This is a genomic window from Methylobacterium mesophilicum, assembly GCF_036441335.1.
GTDB classification, from domain to species: Bacteria; Pseudomonadota; Alphaproteobacteria; order Rhizobiales; family Beijerinckiaceae; genus Methylobacterium; species Methylobacterium mesophilicum_B.
Window position 1 is genome coordinate 1,010,221 of the sequence record NZ_MLBW01000034.1, and the last position, 17,786, is coordinate 1,028,006.

Below are 17,786 nucleotides of genomic sequence, written 5' to 3' on the forward strand. Positions count from 1 at the left end.
CGGCGCAACGACGGGGGGCCCCGTGGCGCGCGCGCGGCGCGTGACCCCGGCCGAGACGCCGGCTGGCCGCAAGGCGCCGGACAGTCGCAAGGCGCCCGCATTGCCGAAGGGCGCGCGCCGGACGACCCCGTCACCGGAGACGCTGGCGGCGCTCGGCCCGGACCGGCTGATCGCGCTGATCCTCGGCGAGACCGGGCGCAACCCGGCTTTCAAGAAGCTGGTGAGCGCCGCGCTCGCCGCGCTCCAGGGCCCGGAGGCCGTCGCGGCGATCGTCGACCGGCGGTTGACGGCCCTCGAGGGCGCCCAGGGCTACATCGACTGGCAGAAGCGCCGGACCTTCGCGGCCGACCTCAACACGACCGTGACGGTGATCCTCGACGAGCTGCGGCCCCTCGATCCGGGTGCCGCCCTCGACCGGCTCCGGCGCTTCCTCGACGGCGCCGACGCGGTCCTGAACCGCGTGGACGACAGCACCGGCGCGGTGCAGGGGGTGTTCGACCGCGCCTCCGCGGCCTTCGTGGAGATCGCCGGCGCCCTGCCACCGGAGGACGCCGCCGGGGTGGCAGCCCAGCTCGTCGAGCCGTTCGCGGCAGATCCGTTCGGTCCCCTCGGGACCGTCCTCGGCGACATGATCCCGGCGCTGCCCGAGCCGTCGCTCGCCGAGATCGACGACCGGCTCGCCGCCGCCGCGGCGGTGCTGCCGCAGGCCGGGGATCCCCGGCGGGAGGTGACGCACCACCGGCAGGCCGCCCGGATCCAGATCCTGCGCCTGCGGCAGGCCATCGCCGACCGGCGCGGTGACCCGGACGCCTTCATCGCTCTGGAACGCGCGATGCTGCCGGGGCGGGAGAATCGCAGCGCGATCGGCAGGCGGCTCCTCGACGCCGGGCGCCCCGCCGAGGCGCTGGACTGGATCCGCCGCATGCAGGACCCGGGTCTGCGCATCGCCACCCGGGCCGACCTGGTCGCCGGCTTCGACCTGCGCGGACCGGAACGGGAGCGGCAGGCGCTGGAGATCGAGATCCTCGACGCGCTCGGCCGGGGCGACGAGGCCCAGGCGCTGCGCTGGGGGCGTTTCGAGCGCGAGCTCGACGCCCCGATGCTGCGCACTTTCCTCGCCAAGCTTCCGGATTTCGAGGACGAGGAGGCGCTCCGGCGCGCCCTCGACCACGCCGAGGCCTTCCCGCAGCCGCACCGGGCCCTCGCCTTCCTGGCGGCCTGGCCGGATCCGCGCCGGGCGGCCGCGCTGGTCGTCGCGCGGCCCGAGACCTGGCAGGGCGACCAGTACGCGGTGCTGGCGCCGGTCGCCGAGGCGCTGGCGCAGGATCACCCCCGGGCCGCGACGATCCTGTACCGCCGGCTCCTCGACGCCATCCTCGAGACCGGTCGCAGCGCCGCCTACCCGCACGCAGCGCGCTACCTCGCGGAACTCGACGCCCTGTCGGGTCGCCTCGCGGCCGGCGACGTCGATCCGGATCCGCAGGCCTACCGCGCGGCGCTGCGACGGGCGCACGGCCGCAAGCAGGCGTTCTGGAGCCTCGTCCGGGACTGAGCCGCCCCCGCGGCCGGATCAATCCTCCAGCACGATGGCGTCGACCCGGTCCGGGTAGAACGCCACGTGGTCGCGGATCGCCGCGACGGCCGGGTACGGGTCCCCGTAGCTCCAGACCGCATCGGGGCGCCGGGTCTCGCCGACGACGAGGTCGAAATAGTGGGCGTCGCCCTTGTACGGGCAGTGGCTCGTGCGCGTCGAGGCGACGAAGCTGTCGGCCCGGATATCGCTCCGCGGCACGTAGAAGACCGGCGGATACCGGGCTTCCTGAAGCCGCAGGGCGTTGCGGGTCTCGGCGACCGCGACGCCCGCCACGACGACGCGGACGCGACGGGGCTCGGGCTCGACAGTGATCGGGTGGTCCGGTCCGGGCAGCTTCACGGCGTGTCTCCTCCCTCGGGCTTCAGCTCGACGGTCCCGAGCGCGTCGGCGAGGCGCGTCTTCGCGGTCCCGGGCCGCAGGGGCTTCTGCTGGGTCTCGTGCGGGACCCAGCCCGAGAGCCACAGCACCTCGAAGGTCGCCCGCACGCGGCCGTCCGGGTCGGCGAACCGCTCGGCGTAGATCTCAGCGGTGCGCAGGAGCGTCGCCCGCCGGAGCGGCGTCCGCCGCCGCTCGGTGAGCGCGTTGGTCATGCCCATGGCCCGCAGGTCGCGCATCAGGCCGAACGGGTCGGCGTAGCGCACCGTCAGCGTATCGGTATCGGCCACCGGCAGCGCGAAGCCCGCCCGCTGCAGCAGGCCCCCGGCCTCGCGCACCGCCGCGAAGGGCGCCACGCGGGGACTGACACCGCCCTCGACCTCGCTCTCGGCCTGAGCGAAGCTCTGGCGCAGCTCGGTCAGCGTCGCGCCGCCGAGCAGGCAGCCGACGAACAGACCGTCCGGCCGCAGGGCGCGGCGCAGCTGGATCAGCGTGCCCGGCAGGTCGTTCACGGCGTGGAGGGCCAGCAGCGACACGGCGAGGTCCAGGCTCGCCGCGGCCAGCGGCAGCGCCTCGGGATCGCCGACGATCAGCTCGCCGCCCGGCTCGGGCAGGGCCGCGAGGCGGAGATGCCGCGCCGCCGGATAGCGGGCGGCGAGCAGCCGGGTCACCACGGGACGCGGTGTCGCGAGGTCGAGGACCGACACGAAGCTGCGCAGGACGGCGCCGAGCCGGTCGTCCAGATCCTCGGCGAGCCGGTCGAGGAGGAAACCCGGGTAGCCGAGGCGCCCAGCGCGGGCGAGGCGGCGGCGGGCGAGGGGCGTGTCGAACAGGGTGGCGGGACTATCCATCGCTGCGCACATGGCATCTGCCATCGCGCCGCGCCACCGTCCCCGCGCACGGTCCCGTGAGCTGCGCTAGGATCCTGGAACGACTCGGGAGCGTCGCTGTTCCTGCTGCAACCGGCCCAACGGCCGAGATTCCTCATGGAGCACCAATCATGAAGCGCATGCTCGTCGGGGCCGCCGTGGCCCTCACCACCCTGGCCGCCGCGGGCGGCGCCGAGGCGAAGGGCTGCATCAAGGGCGCCATCGTCGGCGGCATCGCGGGTCACTACGCCGGCCATCACGGCCTCCTTGGCGCCGCGGCCGGCTGCGCCATCGGGCGCCATCGTGCCAACGCTCGCGACCGTCAGGTCGAGCAGCAACAGATGGCGCCGCAGGCGCGCCCCGTCTCGGCCCAGTAAGCCGGCCCTGCGGAGCGCGGTGCGCGCATGACGGCCCTCCAGGCCGTCGCCACGGCCCTGCGCGGTCTGCCGAGCGGGGTCGTCTCCCTGATCTACCCGCCCACCTGCGCGGGCTGCGGCGGTGCCACCGCCGATCCGGGCGCGTTCTGCCCGTCCTGCTGGTCGAGCCTGCGCCTGATCGAGGAGCCGGTGTGCCAGCGCTACGGAACGCCCTTCGCCGTCGACCTCGGGGTCGGCCCGCTGGTGTCGCCCCGGGCGATCGCGGAACCGCCCGTCTTCGGCCGCGCCCGGGCCGTCGCGCTCTACGATTCCGTGGCCCGGCGGCTGGTCCATCGCCTGAAATACGAGGACCGGCTCGATCTCGTCGGTGTCATGGCGCGGATGATGGCCGCGAGCGGCCGGTCCCTGATCGCCGAGGCCGAGTGCCTCGTGCCGGTCCCGCTCCATCGCGGGCGCCTCTGGCGGCGGCGCTTCAACCAGTCCGCCCTTCTGGCGCGGGCGATCGCCGGTTCGGCGGGACGGCCGTGCGTCGCCACGGCCCTCGTGCGCGTGCGCGCCACGCGCTCCCAGGTCGGCCTGAGCCGCGCGGGTTCTCGGCCTGAGCCGCGCGGCGCGGGCCGAGAACCTGAGCGGCGCCTTCCGGGTCGCGGCCGCCGAGCAGCACCGCGTCCGCGGACGCCGGGTTCTCCTCGTGGACGACGTCGTGACCACCGGCGCCACCGGCAACGCCGCCGCGCGGGCGCTCCTGCGCGCGGGGGCGACGTCCGTGGACCTTCTGACCTTCGCGCTCGTCGGCGACGCCGCCGGCTGAGCCTGCCTTCAGCGCCCGGCCTGCATCGGCTCCGGGAAGCTCGCCGCCAGGGTGAAGTCGAACGCCTCCGCGATCCCCTCGTACCAGAGCGAGAACGGCGTCGGACGCGGGAGGTGCAGGGCGCCCTCGATCTCGCGACCCTCGTGCTGGAGGGCCGCCCCGTGCTTGACCGCGAGGCGCAGCATCGGCCCGTTGCCCGACAGGCAGCGGACGTGGAGATCCTTGACGCCGCGATGCCGCGCCGAGCGGGCGATCCGGGCGAACAGCGCCGCGCCGATGCCCTGCCGGCGGAAGGTCTGCTCGACCGCGAAGGCCGCCTCGGCGTGCGGCCCGAGAGCGTAGCGGGACGCGCCCGGGCCCATCGGCCGGAGCTCCCCGAGGCCGCGCAGAGCCCCGCCCACGAAGGCGCCGTACATCACGCCTTCCGCGGTCAGGGCCTGCGCGGCGTAGGCGCGGACTCCGGCCTCGCTGACATTGCCCATGAAGCGGCTCGCCCGGGTCTCCGGATCCAGCCGCAGGAAGTAGTCGAGGACCGCCGCGCGGTCCGCCGGCCAGAGGCGCCGGATGGTGTGGGTCGGCCCATCGAGGGCTTGTACCGCCATGATGAAGCTCCGGTTCGTGCGCGCTGGCGCGCGAGGTGATCCGGACGCTCCTCCCAAGAGACCGCGGGGGTGTCGCATCCCCATATCCATTGTGCAATGCAGCGGAATGCGGGGCGGGCCGTCCGCGTGCCTGCCATGCGCGCGAGCGATGGGACGCTTGCCTGCGGCTGTTCGGCCGCGGGGTTGATTCAGGCCGAGCTTGCGCGGCACTGGAACAGGCCCCGGGTCGTTGACCGCCGATGCGGGCGCAGGGGGTGCCGAACCGGTGCCGCGATCAGCAGCGAGGAACCGGCGGCGTGAACGACAGATCCGTCAAGTCCATCGCCCCGTCGCCGGCGGCGCTCGCCGGCGCGGTCTCGCCCGGCCCGGTCCACGAGCGCTACGAGGCGCTGGTCGCCACCGGTGCCATCGAGCGTGATCCGGCGCAGGCGCACCTTGTGCGGGCCCTCGACCGGCTGGTCCTCGACCTCCAGCGCCGCAAGCGGGCCAGCAAGACGAGCGCCCTGGGGTGGCTGTTCCGCCGCAAGGACGAGGCCGAGGCGATCAAGGGCCTGTACATCTGGGGCTCTGTCGGGCGCGGGAAGACCATGCTGATGGACCTGTTCCACGACGCGGCGCCGGAGCCGAAGCGACGGGTCCATTTCCATGGCTTCCTGGCGGACGCGCACGAGCGCATTCACGCCTACCGGCAGGCGCTGAAAGCCGGCACCGTCAAGGGCGACGACCCGATCGGACCGGTGGCCGACCAGCTCGCCGACGAGGCGACCCTGCTGTGCTTCGACGAGTTCACCGTCACCGACATCGCCGACGCGATGATCCTGGGGCGCCTGTTCAACCACCTGTTCCGGCGCGGCGTCACCGTCGTCGCGACCTCGAACGTCGAGCCCGACCGGCTCTACGAGGGCGGCCTCAACCGGGCGCTGTTCCTGCCCTTCGTGGCGACCCTGAAGGAGCGCGTGGACGTCGTCCGGCTCGATTCCCGGACCGACTTCCGGCTCGAGAAGCTCGGCGGCGCGGCCGTCTACCATGTCCCGGCCGACGCGGCGGCGCGCGCCGCCCTCGACGCCGCCTTCAAGGCGCTGACCGGCAAGGCCCGCGGCCTCCCGACGACGGTCACGGTCCACGGCCGGGCCGTGGCAGTCCCGGAGCAGGCGACCGGCGTGGCCCGGTTCGGCTTCGACGATCTCTGCCGCCAGCCCCTCGGCGCCTCCGACTACATGGCGCTCGCCCGCGCCTACCACACGGTGATCCTCGACGGGATCCCGGTGATGGGGGAGTCGGAGCGGAACGAGGCCAAGCGCTTCATCACGCTGGTCGACACGCTCTACGACCGGCACGTGAAGCTCGTGGCCTCCGCGGCGGCCGAGGCGCAGGACCTCTACACCGCCCGGACCGGCCGCGAGGCCTTCGAGTTCGATCGCACCGTCTCGCGCCTGATCGAGATGCGCTCGCTGGACTATCTCGGCCAGCCGCACGGCCGCCCGGATTCCGAGGCGTCGGGCGCCACGACCGGGCTGGTGGAGACGTGAGCGCCCCCTCGCGCGCCGGATCGATCTTCGGGCTGCGGCGGCGCAACTGGCGCGGCGCCGGCCCGCTGGGCTGGCTCCTGGGCTCCCCCGTCGCGTTCATCCTGCTGATCGTCGCCCTGGGCAGCGGCACGGCGAACTACGTGACCGGCGAGACCGACCGGGCCGCGACCGCCCGGGCGAACGCGACGATCGCCGGCATCGAGCGCCTGATCTCCGAGGTCAAGGACCTGGAGACCGGAGAGCGCGGCTACGTGCTGGTCGGCAGCGAGGACTATCTCGGGCCCTACACGACCGCCCTCACCAAGATCGACACGGAGCTGACCGGCCTCGGCGCGGCCGCGCAGGATCCGGTCCGGGCCGGCGGTCCGTCGCTCGCCGGCCTGATCGCGCAGAAGCGCGACTTCGCGGCCCGGGTCGTGGAGGCCCGGCGCAACCAGGGCTTCGACGCCGCGATCGGCCTCGTCCGGACCGGCGACGGCAAGCGCCTGATGGACGCGATCCGCGCCGAGGCCGCGGCGCGCCAGGACGCGACCCTGCAGCAGCTCGCCACCCTTCAGGCGCGCGAGGGCTGGCGCGGGCTCCTGCTGTTCCTGCTCTCCGCGGCGGCGGCCCTCGGGGCGATCGTGCTGCTGGCGCGCCTCGCCCTGGTGCGCCGGCAGGAATCGCTGCGCATGTCGCGCCTCCTCGACGGCGTGCTCGCCAACGCGCCGGTGGGGCTCGGCTTCCTCGACCGCGACCTGAAGATCCGGCACATGAACCGGGCGCTCGCCACCATGAGCGAGCGCGGCTTCGGGGCCGATCTCGGCGCGCCGATCTGGGCCATGCTCCCGACGCTGCGGGAGGAGCTGGCGCCGAAGCTGGCCGCCGCCCTGACGGAAGGCCTGGTCTCGCCGAACGTGCCGGTCGCGGTGCCGACCCCCTCGGCGCCGGGGGGCGTGCGGCACTTCTCCATGAGTTTCTACCCGCTCCGGGGCGAGGAGAGTGCGGCGGCCGATCAGAGTGTCGAGGGCGTCGGCCTCGTCGTGGTCGACGAGACCATCCGCCACCTCGCGGAGGCCCGGCTCCGGCGGAGCGAGGAGCGCTTCCGCTCGCTGATCGAGGCGAGCGCCGCCATCGTCTGGACCGCCAACCCGGAAGGGAGCCTCCACCGCCGCCAGATTGCCTGGACCCGCTTCACCGGCCAGGACGAGGCCGCCTACGCGGGGCTCGGCTTCCTCGACGCGATTCACCCGGACGACCGTGCGCATACCCGCGCCGCGTGGACCCGCGCCGTGACCAGCCTGGAACCCTACGCCACCGAGCACCGGATGCGCGCCGCCTCCGGCGCCTACCGGCACATGAGCGTGCGGGCCGTCCCGATCCTCGAACCCGACGGCACCCTGCGGGAGTGGGTCGGGACCCACACGGACATCACCGAGCGCAAGGAGGCCGAGGCCGCGATCGAGGCGGCGCGCGCGGCCGCAGAGGCCGCCAACGCGGCCAAGAGCCAGTTCCTCGCCAACATGAGCCACGAGCTGCGCACCCCGCTCTCGGCGGTGATCGGCTATTCCGAGATGGTGCAGGAGGAGCTGGAGGATATCGGCGAGGCCGACCTCGTCACCGACATGAAGAAGATCGAGACGAATGCCCGCCACCTGCTCGGCCTGATCAACGACGTGCTCGACATCTCGAAGATCGAGGCCGACCGGGTCGAGATCTACGCGGAGGACTTCGAGGTCGCCGCCGTGGTGCAGGAGGTCGCGGTCACGGTCGAGGGGCTCGTCGCCAAGAAGGGCAACACCCTGGCGCTCGAGCTGGAGCCGGGTCTGGGCAGCGCCCACACCGACGTCACCAAGCTGCGCCAGTGCCTGATCAACCTCCTGAGCAACGCCGCGAAATTCACCCAGGACGGCCGGATCACCCTGGCGGTCACCCGCGCCGACGGCGCGCTGCGCTTCGCCGTGACCGATACCGGCATCGGCATGACGCGGGAGCAGCTCGGCAAGCTGTTCGAGCGGTTCACCCAGGCCGACGCCTCCACGACGCGCCGGTTCGGCGGCACCGGGCTCGGCCTCGCGATCACACGGGCTTTCGCCGAGATGCTGGGCGGTTCGATCGCCGTGGACAGTCGCGAGGGGCAGGGTACCACCTTCACGCTGACGCTGCCGGCACGCTTCGAGACCGGCGCGGGCGAGGACGCGGGCCCGGCCGCCCCGGATCCCGGAGAGCGGGGGACGATCCTGGTGGTGGACGACGACGCCGCGACCCGCGATCTGCTGGCGCGCTTCCTGGAGCGTGAGGGCTTCGCGGTGACGGTCGCCGAGGACGGGCGGCGCGGGCTCGATCTCGCCCGCAGCCTGCATCCCCGGGCCGTGCTCCTCGACGTCACCATGCCGCAGATGGACGGATGGGCGGTGCTGCGGGCGATCCGGGCCGATCCCGAGATCGGCGCGACGCCGATCGTCATGGTGACGGTCCTGGACGAGCAGAATCTCGCCTTCTCGCTCGGCGCCACCGACTACCTGCAGAAGCCGCTCGACTGGGGCAGCCTGCGCCAGATCGTCGACCGCTTCCGTCCCGCATCGGGCGACGGCGGGATCCTCGTGGTCGAGGATGAGCCGGACGTTCGCGACCACGTCTGCGCCTATCTTGCGCGCGAGGGCTTCCCGGTCCGCGAGGCGGAGAACGGCCTGCGCGCCCTCGAATCCCTGGAGGCGGAACGTCCGTCCCTCATCCTCCTCGACCTGATGATGCCGGAGATGGACGGCTTCGCGTTCCTCCGGGCGCTCCGTGCCCGCCCGGACAGCCGCGACGTGCCGGTCGTGGTGCTCACCGCCAAGGACATCACGGCCGAGGACCGACGCCGTCTGGCCGGTCAGGCCGACCGGGTGCTCGCCAAAGGCACGACCGGGCTCAACGAGCTCGCCCGCGAGCTGCGTGCCCTGATGCCCGCGGCCGAGGGCGCGACCGTGTCGGGACACGCGCCCGGCTAAGCGCCCGCGGACGGCGCGCGGAGTCGTTCCCGGGGCAGGGCGTACAGCGCGTCAGAGACCCCGGAACGCCAGCATCAGCGCGCCGACGGCGATGCCCCACAGGGCCAGCGTCGACCAGATCGCCCGCTGGCGCTCCTCACGGGCGAAACGCTCCAGGCGGCGCGCATCGCCGGTGCCGGCCTCGTCGAGGCGGACGAGGACGCGCTTCAACCGCGTGGCGAGGTCCGGGATGTCGCCGACCACGTCGGAGACCACCCGCAGGGCCTCCAGGCCGCTCTGCGCCCGGCCGACCGGGCCCATGTTGCGGGCGATCCAGGCGCGCACGACCGGCTCGGCCGTGGTCCACATGTCGAGACGCGGGTCGAGGGAGCGGGCCACGCCCTCCACCACCACCATGGTCTTCTGGAGCATCACCAGCTCGGTGCGAGTGCTCATGTCGAACAGGGCCGTGACGTCGAACAGCAGGGTCAGGACCTTGGCCATCGAGATCTCGTCGGCCCGGCGCTGGTGGATCGGCTCGCCGATCGCGCGGATCGCCTGAGCGAAATCCTCCACGGAGTGGTGGGCCGGCACGTAGCCAGCCTCGAAATGGACCTTCGCCACCCGGCGATAGTCGCGCAGGATGAAGCCGAGGAGGATCTCGGCGAGGAACCGGCGCTCGTTCGGGCCGAGGCGGCCCATGATGCCGAAATCCACCGCCACCAGGCGGCCCTCGGCGTCGACCAGCAGGTTCCCCTGGTGCATGTCGGCGTGGAAGAAGCCGTCGCGGATCGCGTGCCGCAGGAAGCTCTGGATGACGGTCCGCCCGATGGTCTGCGGATCGTGCCCCCGGGCGGCGAGTTCGGCCGCGCTGTGGAGGCGGGTGCCCTCGATCCACTCGGCCGACAGCACCTCGCGGGCGGTCAGTTCCCATTCCGGCCTCGGCACGCGGAAATCGGGATCGTCCTTGGTGTTCTCGGCGAGTTCCGAGGCGGCCGCCGCCTCCAGGCGGAAATCCATCTCCATCAGCACCGAGCGCGCGAGGATCTCCACCACCTCGCGGGGGCGCAGCCGCTCCGCTTGCGGCGACAGGGCGTGCACCACCCGGGCCATGAAGCGCATGACCTCGAGGTCGCGCATGAAGCGCTCGCGGACGCCGGGCCGCATCACCTTCACGGCGAGGGCGCGCTGCGTGCCGTCGGGATCCTGCACGATCGCCTTGTGGACCTGCGCGATCGAGGCGGCCGCGATCGGCTCGCTGAACGAGACGAACAGGGCGCTCACGGGCTTGCCGAGGGCGGTCTCGACCGTGCGGAGCGCGACGGCCTGCGGGAAGGGCGGCACCCGGTCCTGCAGCTTCTCCAGGTCGAAGGCCGCGCGCACGCCGACGATGTCGGGCCGCGTCGCCAGGAACTGGCCGAACTTCACGTAGGACGGGCCGAGGCGCGTCATCGCCGCCGAGAGCCGGGCGGCCCCGTCGTCCAGGCCCGGCCGCTCGAGGGAGCGCCCGATCCGCAGGGCGAGCCGCAGGTGCGGCGGCAGCTCGGAGGGATCGGCGAAGGCGAGGGCGCCCTCCCGGGCCAGCACGAAGCCGACCCGCGCGCCGCGGAACAGGTTGACGGCGGCGCTGATCACCGGTGCTGGCTCCCGTCGCGCGCGGCGGCGGTCAAGAGACCTTCCAGCCCGAATGGATCGCCACGATCCCGCCCGTGAGCGCCCGGTCGGTGACGTGCCGGAAGCCCGCGCGCTCGATCATGCCCGCGAAGGCGCCGCGGGTCGGGAACTTCCGGATCGACTCAACGAGGTAGCGGTAGGATTCGGCGTCTCCGGCCACCCGGGCGCCGATGCGCGGGATCACATTGAACGAGTAGGCGTCGTAGATCCGGTCGAGCAGCGGGATGTCGACGGCGGAGAATTCCAGGCACAGGAAGCGCCCGCCGGGCTTCAGCACGCGCCGCGCCTCGGCGAGCGCCGTCTCGATCCGCGGCACGTTCCGGATGCCGAAGGCGATCGTGTAGGCGTCGAAGGAGGCGTCCGGCAGCGGCAGGGCCTCGGCGTTGCCGGTCACGAAGGCGATCCGGTCGCCGGTCTCGTCGACCTTGCGCTCCCGCGCCCGCTCGGCGCCGACCCGCAGCATCGACTCGTTGATGTCGAGGACGGTGACGCGGGTGCGCGGACCGCCGGCGGCCAGCACCCGGAACGCCACGTCGCCGGTGCCGCCGGCGACGTCGAGATGCGCGAAAGCGCGGTTCTGCGGCGGCCGCAGCATCGAGACGAGCTGCGCCTTCCAGGCCCGGTGCAGACCCGCCGACATCAGGTCGTTCATGATGTCGTAGCGGCGGGCGACCGAGTGGAAGACGCTGTCGACGCGCCCCTGCTTCTCTTCGAGCGCCACGCGCTCGAAGCCGAAATCCGCGCTCGCGCGCTCAGACGCCCCGTCTCCGGCCTTCATGACGCTCCCAATCCTCGATGGGCGCGTCATAGCGAAGGTCGCGCCCGACCGCCATGCGTCGAAACACGCGGCTGGGGACCGACCCCGGTGCTGCGACGCGCCGAAGACGTGTCTCAGCCGACCCGCGTGCGGAGCGCGTCCGCCACCGCGCTGGCCATGGCGCGCGTGCCCATCGGGTTCGTGCCCTCGCCGGCGATGTCGGCGGTGCGCGCGCCGCCCGCGAGAGCGTCGGTGATGGCGCCGTCGAGGGCGTCGGCGGCGTCGCCGAGGCCGAAGGAGTAGCGCAGGCACATGGCGAGCGAGCCGATCATGGCGATCGGGTTGGCCCTGTCCTGGCCGGCGATATCGGGGGCCGAGCCGTGGACCGGCTCGTAGAGTGCCCGCCGCAGGCCGCTCGCATCGACCGCGCCGAGGGAGGCCGAGGGCAGCATGCCGAGGGAGCCGGTGAGCATGGCGGCGATGTCGGAGAGCACGTCGCCGAACAGGTTGTCGGTTACCAGCACGTCGAACTGCTTCGGCCGGCGCACCAGCTGCATGGCGCAGTTGTCAGCGAGGATATGCTCCAGCTGCAGCTCGGCGTAGTGCGCGGCGTGCACCTTCGTGACGACCTCCTTCCACAGGACGCCGGACTTCATCACGTTGTGCTTCTCGGCCGAGGCGACCCGGCCCGAGCGCTTGCCGGCGAGGTCGAAGGCCACGTGGGCGATCCGCTCGATCTCGGCCGTCGTGTAGACCTGGGTGTCGACCGCCCGCTTGGAGCCGTCCTCCAGCGTGGTGATCTCCTTCGGCTCGCCGAAATAGACGCCGCCGGTGAGCTCCCGGACGATCATGATGTCGAGCCCCTCGACGAGTTCGCGCTTCAGCGCCGAGGCCTCGGCCAGCGCCGGGTAGCAGATCGCGGGCCGCAGGTTGGCGAAGAGGTCCAGCTCCTTGCGCAGGCGCAGCAGGCCGGCTTCGGGGCGGTTCTCGTAGGCGACGCCGGCCCATTTGGGACCGCCGACCGCGCCGAGCAGGATCGCGTCCGCGTCCTTGGCGCGCTGCAGGGTCGCGTCCGCCAGCGGGACGCCGTGCGCGTCGATGGCGCAGCCGCCGACGAGGTCGGTCTCGGTCTCGAAGGTCGCGAGACCGGTCTCCTTGAGGGTGTCGAGGACCACCTGCATGCCGCCGGCGACCTCCGGGCCGATCCCGTCGCCGGGCAGGAGCAGGAGCTTGTAGCTGGCCATGACGGTCTCGCGGTTCTGGTCTCGACGTGCCGGCGGGCTTTATCGAGGCTGCACCGTCATTGGCAAGCATCGGCGTCCAGCATCGGCGTCCCGCATCGGCCGGGCGCCCGCCCGCGCACCGGGGCGGATCGCGCCCCCGCAATCAGAGCATCGCGACCCGGCCGGTGCCGATGTCGTAGAAGCCGCCCACGACCTTCACGCGCCCGGCGGCGACGGCCTCCGCGAGGATCGGCCCGGCCTGCTGCAGGCGCCGGACACTGTGCCGAACATTCTGGGCGATGGCCTCGGCCAGGGGATCCTGCGCCCGCGCCTTCTCGGCCAGGTCCACCGCCGGGCGAATCGCGTCGATCAGCACGGGGAGATGACCGGAAAGGGTCGCGTCGGTCTTCATGACGTCGATCGTCGCCTTCACGGCCCCGCAATCGGAGTGGCCGAGCACGAGGATCAGCGGCGCCCCGAGCACCGACACGCCGTATTCCAGGCTGGCGAGACCGTCGGTGGTGACGAAGTTGCCGGCGACACGGACGACGAACAGATCGCCCGGTCCCTGGTCGAAGATGAAGTCCGGGGCGACCCGGGCGTCGGCGCAGCCGACGATGCAGGCGATCGGGTACTGCGCCGCGGCGCGCGCGGCGCGACCGGCCGCGAAGTCCCGATTCGCCGGCGTGTTGGCCACGTAGCGGCCGTTGCCGTCGCGCAGTCGCGTCAGGGCCGCCTCGGGCGTGATGGCGTTCGATCGCGCCCCGTCGAGGGCCGCCTCGGCGCGCCGGATCCCGGCGGACGCCCCCATCGCGGTACCGGCCGCCGCGGCCGCAAGCAGGCCGCGCCGGGAGAGAGAGGGTCGATGCAGATCGCACACGGTGGACGGTCCCCTTCGCATCTGACGCCGGCCAGGCCCGGCGGACCGCTCGCTTCGGCAGCGCTGAGACAAGCACTGCGAGTCGTATCCCGGCGCGTTCTTCACCACAGAGTCCAAACTTTGCAGGAAATCCTGGACCGGAGGCCGGGCGCGGGGCATCCCTCCGGTCCGGAGCCGGCTGAACCGGGGCACGGATGTTGGACGATCATTTCCGGGATCGGATCGCCTTGCTTCGATCCGAGCACGGTTTCCGCCCGGCGGTCGCCGGTTACTGCCGCGGCATGATCGAGCCGGCGCAGATAGTTTGGCCCAGCCACAAGCTGCTCAACCAGATCGGGCGCTACGTGGTCTCGTTCATGCTGATCCACAACGACTACGCGTGGCGACACCACGGCGGCCCCCGCCCCACCCTGACCGTCCTCCAGGCGATGGTGGGATCGAGCCCGAGGCAGACGGCCGGCTTCGTGTCGGCCCTGAAGGCCGGACGATTCGTCACCGCGGCCGCGGATCGGGGCGACGGACGGGTGAAATGCCTGCAGGCGGCGCCGGCCCTGGTGACCGAGATCGCGCGAAGCGGGCGCCTGTTCGTCGCCGCCATGGACGCGGTGACCCGACGCGACCCGGGCCGCGCCGGGATGCTCGACGGACCCGACCGGCTCGGGGAGCTGGTCCGCCTGTCGGCCGCCCACGTGCTGCGGCACGGCACGCTCATCGCGCCGTTCCCGCGGGTGCTCCATTTCGCCGGGCGGGATTGCGGCTACCCGCTGCTGACCGCCCTGGTCGGGGCCCACTACGCCGCCGCGGTGCCCGGCGCGCCGGCGGCGGTGTCGCTCGGCCTGCGCGGCCTCGCCGAGCGGCTGGACGTGTCGCGCGCCCATGTCGGCAATCTGCTCGGCGAGGCGGAGGCAGCGGGATGGATCCGGATCTGCGGCGGTCGCCTGACCGCGTTCGACCCGACGCTGCTGGCCGAATTCGAGTCCTGGGCCGCCGGGCAGATGCTGCTCTACGACGATCTCGCGGCGGCGGTCCTCGCGGACCTGCCGGCCGCGACCGTCCCGGCCACCGCCTCCTGACGCGCGTCTCGCTTGTGTTCCGACCGCTCCGGGGATACCTACGGGCAGCACCGCGCCGTGAGAACGTCCCGCGCGGGTCGCCGACAGGAGAGACGAGCCTTGGCCAGAGCCGGCTCAGCGACCGAGACCGCCCGCGCCGCCTCTACGGCGCTTCGGTCCCGTGCGCGCCGCTCCGGGCTCCTTCTTCCGCTTCTGCTTACCCGCCCCTGAGGGCCGTCCGGGCGCGCGCCTGGGCCTTCAGGGGAGTTCGTTCATTCGCGAATCCGCCCGCGAGGGCACCACGCCGCGCCGCGCCATCACGTGCCGGGCGGCCCGCGACAGGGTAATGCCATGACCACGACCAGCACCGCCTCCGCCCGCGACCGGATCCTGATCTTCGACACGACGCTGCGCGACGGCGAGCAGTGCCCCGGCGCCACCATGACCTTCGACGAGAAGCTCGCGGTCGCCGAGCTGCTCGACACGATGGGCGTCGACATCATCGAGGCCGGGTTCCCCATCGCGTCGAACGGCGATTTCGAGGCGGTCTCGGAGATCGCCCGCCGGACCAAGCGCGCCACCATCGCGGGCCTCGCCCGCGCGATCCCCGCCGACATCGCTCGGGCCGGCGAGGCCGTGCGCCACGCCAAGCGCGCGCGCATCCACACCTTCGTGTCGACCTCGCCGATCCACCTCGCGCACCAGATGCGCAAGAGCCAGGACGAGGTCGTCGAGATCATCCTGAAGACCGTGGCCCAGGCCCGCGACCTCGTCGAGGACGTGGAATGGTCGGCCATGGACGCCACCCGCACGCCGCTCGATTACCTGTGCCGCTGCGTCGAGGCGGCGATCAAGGCCGGCGCCACGACGATCAACCTGCCCGATACGGTCGGCTACGCCACGCCGTCGGAGTACCGCGACATGTTCGCGAACGTCCGCGAGCGGGTGCCGAACGCCGACAAGGCCGTATTCTCGGTCCACTGCCACAACGACCTGGGCCTCGCGATCGCCAATTCCCTGGCGGGCATCGAGGGAGGCGCCCGGCAGGTCGAGTGCACCATCAACGGCATCGGCGAGCGGGCCGGCAACGCTGCGCTCGAGGAGATCGTGATGGCGCTGCGCACCCGCGCCGACGTGCTGCCCTACGAGACCGGCGTCGAGTCGACGATGCTGACCCGCGCCTCCAAGCTCGTGAGCCACGCCACGAACTTCCCGGTGCAGTTCAACAAGGCGATCGTCGGCCGCAACGCCTTCGCGCACGAGAGCGGCATCCACCAGGACGGCATGCTCAAGAACGCCGAGACCTACGAGATCATGACGCCGGCCTCGGTCGGGCTGACCAAGACTTCCCTGGTGATGGGCAAGCACTCGGGCCGGGCGGCGTTCCGCTCCAAGCTGGAGGATCTCGGCCTGCATCTGTCGGACAACCAGTTCCAGGACGCCTTCGACCGGTTCAAGGCCTTGGCCGACCGGAAGAAGAACGTCTACGACGAGGACATCGAGGCGCTGGTCGACGAGAACCTCGCCACGGCGCACGACCGGATCCGGCTGGTCTCCCTGTCGGTGATCGCCGGAACCCGCGGACCGCAGCGCGCCACGCTGCGGATCGCGGACGAGACCGGCACGCGGATCGAGGAGGCGGACGGCAACGGGCCCGTCGACGCGGTGTTCAACGCGATCTCGGCGCTGGTCCCGCACCAGGCGCAGCTGGAACTGTACCAGGTCCACGCCGTCACCGGCGGGACGGACGCCCAGGCGGAGGTCTCGGTGCGCCTGCGGGACGGCGAGCGCAGCGTCACCGCGCGCGGCGCCGATCCGGACACGCTGGTGGCGTCCGCGAAGGCGTACCTCTCGGCTCTGAACAAGCTGTCGGCCCATTCCGTGCGCGTGCATGCACAGCATGCGGCGGCGGAATGAGAAAAAGAGGCGGCCGGGGGTGGACAGGCCCCGGCCGCGTTGGTATCAGCCCGCCACCCCGGACGGACTTGGTGGCCACCGGGCGGTCGCGGACGCGATCGGGCGCATAGCTCAGTTGGTAGAGCAGCTGACTCTTAATCAGCGGGTCCTAGGTTCGAACCCTAGTGCGCCCACCAAGACTTCCAGACAGGTCGCCGACCTGATGGGCACTTTACCCCTCACACATATCAAGCAGCCAACGCGACGCGTGCCGGTGTCGTGCGCTTGCCAGTCTCGGTTTGTCGACGCCGTCGCCGCTTGCTGTCATGGCGCTGATCGGCGGGGCGGGAGGGAGCTGTGACGGGTCTTCGGCCGCGCGTGTCCTCCAGAAGGCGTCGTAGGCAGGTCGGGCGCACCGTTAAACCGCGCCGCCTGTTCCCCGGCCCCCGCGAGCGGGAAGCGCAATGACCTCCACCGCTCTCGCCGTGATGATGGCCGGCGTCCTGGGCGCCTTCTGCACGATCGTCTTCGCGGTCGACTGGGTGCCGGGGTCCGTCGTCGGACTGCCGAACCTGCCCAGCCGGCGCGTGATCGGCCTGTGGGCTTACAACGGCGTTCTGTGCCTCGCCCTGGCCGCGTGGCTGGTGTGCACGTATTTCTGCACCGTCGACGGCTACGACGATATTCCCGCGGTGCGCGACAGCTACTGCAGGCCGCACCCCACCGTGAGTGCGTGACCTCCGTGCTGCCTGGCCGGCCCCGTGGGACGGGCGCGCGGCGGGACGGTGCCGGTCAGCGCGTGGGTCTCCGATCGGTCCGGCGGCGCCCCATAGGCCCGGGAACGGGCAGCGGCGTCCGCCTCGGCACGCCGGTGCGGCCTACGCGCTGAGCTTGTCATCGGGCTCCGTGGGCTCCGCGCTCGTGCCCAGCGCACCGCCCGCGGGCGGATCGTTCCGGCCGGGCCGGTCCCGGTTCGAGACCCCGCCGGACCCTTGCCTGTCATGCGGGTGCATCGCGCGACGATCGGCGCGGGCCATCTCCTTGTGGGTCGGGATGTACCGCCACGGCGCCGGTGCAGCGCCCAGGCGAAGAACCGAGGGGGACCGCGTCAGAAAGACCGCGAGCAGAACCCACGGAATGACGAACACGGCGAACGCGGCGAGGCCCATGGCAATCCTCCGGAGATTTCAACAGTA

15 protein-coding genes, 1 tRNA gene and 1 pseudogene are annotated in these 17,786 nt (G+C 72.5%); 9 read left to right on the forward strand and 8 right to left on the reverse strand.

Annotated features, from left to right (window positions below):
- Positions 1–22 precede the first annotated feature (22 nt).
- Positions 23–1,552 carry a DUF6880 family protein gene (locus MMR14E_RS25550; RefSeq protein WP_331318144.1) on the forward strand — a complete coding sequence of 510 codons (1,530 nt, stop codon included), beginning with the start codon at positions 23–25 and terminating at the stop codon, positions 1,550–1,552.
- Between the two features lie 18 nt (positions 1,553–1,570).
- On the opposite strand, the gene MMR14E_RS25555 is transcribed toward MMR14E_RS25550, so the two are convergent.
- Both MMR14E_RS25555 and MMR14E_RS25560 read right to left on the reverse strand, forming a co-directional pair.
- The gene (locus MMR14E_RS25555) at positions 1,571–1,933 is read right to left on the reverse strand and encodes a DUF427 domain-containing protein (protein ID WP_331318146.1); all 363 of its coding nucleotides are present in this window, start codon (positions 1,931–1,933) and stop codon (positions 1,571–1,573) included.
- Complete coding sequence (locus tag MMR14E_RS25560) at positions 1,930–2,820, reverse strand: methyltransferase domain-containing protein (RefSeq protein WP_331318148.1); 891 nt, start codon at positions 2,818–2,820, stop codon at positions 1,930–1,932. Before MMR14E_RS25560 ends, MMR14E_RS25555 begins: the two co-directional genes overlap by 4 nt.
- Before the next feature lie 149 nt (positions 2,821–2,969).
- On the opposite strand from MMR14E_RS25560, the gene MMR14E_RS25565 reads away from it, so the two are divergent.
- Both MMR14E_RS25565 and MMR14E_RS25570 read left to right on the forward strand, forming a co-directional pair.
- On the forward strand, positions 2,970–3,215 hold the full coding sequence (locus tag MMR14E_RS25565) for a hypothetical protein (RefSeq protein ID WP_331318150.1): 246 nt from the start codon (positions 2,970–2,972) through the stop codon (positions 3,213–3,215).
- A 27-nt stretch (positions 3,216–3,242) separates the two neighbouring features.
- Positions 3,243–4,026 (forward strand): annotated as a pseudogene (locus MMR14E_RS25570) (ComF family protein).
- Between the two features lie 8 nt (positions 4,027–4,034).
- Here the strand turns inward: MMR14E_RS25570 and MMR14E_RS25575 are convergent.
- Positions 4,035–4,628 (reverse strand): GNAT family N-acetyltransferase, encoded by a 594-nt coding sequence (locus tag MMR14E_RS25575; RefSeq protein WP_331318151.1) that lies wholly within the window; start codon positions 4,626–4,628, stop codon positions 4,035–4,037.
- A 296-nt stretch (positions 4,629–4,924) separates the two neighbouring features.
- Between MMR14E_RS25575 and zapE the strand changes: the two genes are divergently transcribed.
- Together zapE and MMR14E_RS25585 are read left to right on the forward strand one after the other, a co-directional pair.
- Entirely contained in the window at positions 4,925–6,157 is a 1,233-nt protein-coding gene (gene zapE, locus MMR14E_RS25580) for a cell division protein ZapE (RefSeq protein WP_331318153.1), read from the forward strand.
- Positions 6,154–9,129: a response regulator gene (locus MMR14E_RS25585; RefSeq protein WP_331318155.1), complete on the forward strand. Its 2,976-nt coding sequence runs from the start codon at positions 6,154–6,156 to the stop codon at positions 9,127–9,129. The genes zapE and MMR14E_RS25585 overlap by 4 nt, the downstream gene beginning before the upstream one ends.
- A gap of 51 nt (positions 9,130–9,180) precedes the next feature.
- Here the strand turns inward: MMR14E_RS25585 and ubiB are convergent, their stop codons facing one another.
- The 4 genes from ubiB to MMR14E_RS25605 form a co-directional block, all read right to left on the reverse strand.
- On the reverse strand, positions 9,181–10,743 hold the full coding sequence (gene ubiB, locus MMR14E_RS25590; RefSeq protein ID WP_331318157.1) for a 2-polyprenylphenol 6-hydroxylase: 1,563 nt from the start codon (positions 10,741–10,743) through the stop codon (positions 9,181–9,183).
- 31 nt (positions 10,744–10,774) lie between these two features.
- Positions 10,775–11,560, reverse strand: a complete 786-nt coding sequence (gene ubiE / locus MMR14E_RS25595) for a bifunctional demethylmenaquinone methyltransferase/2-methoxy-6-polyprenyl-1,4-benzoquinol methylase UbiE (RefSeq protein ID WP_331318159.1) — start codon at positions 11,558–11,560, stop codon at positions 10,775–10,777.
- 113 nt (positions 11,561–11,673) lie between these two features.
- Positions 11,674–12,783 carry a 3-isopropylmalate dehydrogenase gene (gene leuB / locus MMR14E_RS25600; protein ID WP_331318161.1) on the reverse strand — a complete coding sequence of 370 codons (1,110 nt, stop codon included), beginning with the start codon at positions 12,781–12,783 and terminating at the stop codon, positions 11,674–11,676.
- A gap of 142 nt (positions 12,784–12,925) precedes the next feature.
- Entirely contained in the window at positions 12,926–13,663 is a 738-nt protein-coding gene (locus tag MMR14E_RS25605; protein ID WP_419539418.1) for a carbonic anhydrase, read from the reverse strand.
- A 206-nt stretch (positions 13,664–13,869) separates the two neighbouring features.
- Here MMR14E_RS25605 and MMR14E_RS25610 point away from each other — a divergent pair, with 206 nt between their 5' ends.
- From MMR14E_RS25610 to MMR14E_RS25625, 4 genes are all read left to right on the forward strand, one after another.
- Complete coding sequence (locus tag MMR14E_RS25610) at positions 13,870–14,715, forward strand: hypothetical protein (RefSeq protein ID WP_331318164.1); 846 nt, start codon at positions 13,870–13,872, stop codon at positions 14,713–14,715.
- Positions 14,716–15,045: 330 nt separating this feature from the next.
- Entirely contained in the window at positions 15,046–16,611 is a 1,566-nt protein-coding gene (locus tag MMR14E_RS25615; protein WP_331318165.1) for a 2-isopropylmalate synthase, read from the forward strand.
- Positions 16,612–16,711: 100 nt separating this feature from the next.
- A tRNA-Lys gene (locus MMR14E_RS25620) sits at positions 16,712–16,787 on the forward strand.
- A 267-nt stretch (positions 16,788–17,054) separates the two neighbouring features.
- Positions 17,055–17,327 carry a hypothetical protein gene (locus tag MMR14E_RS25625; protein ID WP_331318166.1) on the forward strand — a complete coding sequence of 91 codons (273 nt, stop codon included), beginning with the start codon at positions 17,055–17,057 and terminating at the stop codon, positions 17,325–17,327.
- 141 nt (positions 17,328–17,468) lie between these two features.
- Here the strand turns inward: MMR14E_RS25625 and MMR14E_RS25630 are convergent, their stop codons facing one another.
- Positions 17,469–17,759 carry a hypothetical protein gene (locus MMR14E_RS25630; protein WP_331318168.1) on the reverse strand — a complete coding sequence of 97 codons (291 nt, stop codon included), beginning with the start codon at positions 17,757–17,759 and terminating at the stop codon, positions 17,469–17,471.
- Positions 17,760–17,786: the final 27 nt, after the last annotated feature.

Excerpts from the sequence above, each read along its gene's own strand:
- MMR14E_RS25630 (WP_331318168.1), bottom strand. The coding sequence starts at position 17,759 with ATGGGCCTCGCCGCGTTCGCCGTGTTCGTCATTCCGTGGGTTCTGCTC.
- leuB (WP_331318161.1), bottom strand. The coding sequence starts at position 12,783 with ATGGCCAGCTACAAGCTCCTGCTCCTGCCCGGCGACGGGATCGGCCCG.
- MMR14E_RS25615 (WP_331318165.1), top strand. The coding sequence starts at position 15,046 with ATGACCACGACCAGCACCGCCTCCGCCCGCGACCGGATCCTGATCTTC.
- MMR14E_RS25605 (WP_419539418.1), bottom strand. The coding sequence starts at position 13,663 with ATGCGAAGGGGACCGTCCACCGTGTGCGATCTGCATCGACCCTCTCTC.
- MMR14E_RS25565 (WP_331318150.1), top strand. The coding sequence starts at position 2,970 with ATGAAGCGCATGCTCGTCGGGGCCGCCGTGGCCCTCACCACCCTGGCC.
- MMR14E_RS25625 (WP_331318166.1), top strand. The coding sequence starts at position 17,055 with ATGACCTCCACCGCTCTCGCCGTGATGATGGCCGGCGTCCTGGGCGCC.
- ubiE (WP_331318159.1), bottom strand. The coding sequence starts at position 11,560 with ATGAAGGCCGGAGACGGGGCGTCTGAGCGCGCGAGCGCGGATTTCGGC.
- MMR14E_RS25560 (WP_331318148.1), bottom strand. The coding sequence starts at position 2,820 with ATGGATAGTCCCGCCACCCTGTTCGACACGCCCCTCGCCCGCCGCCGC.
- MMR14E_RS25575 (WP_331318151.1), bottom strand. The coding sequence starts at position 4,628 with ATGGCGGTACAAGCCCTCGATGGGCCGACCCACACCATCCGGCGCCTC.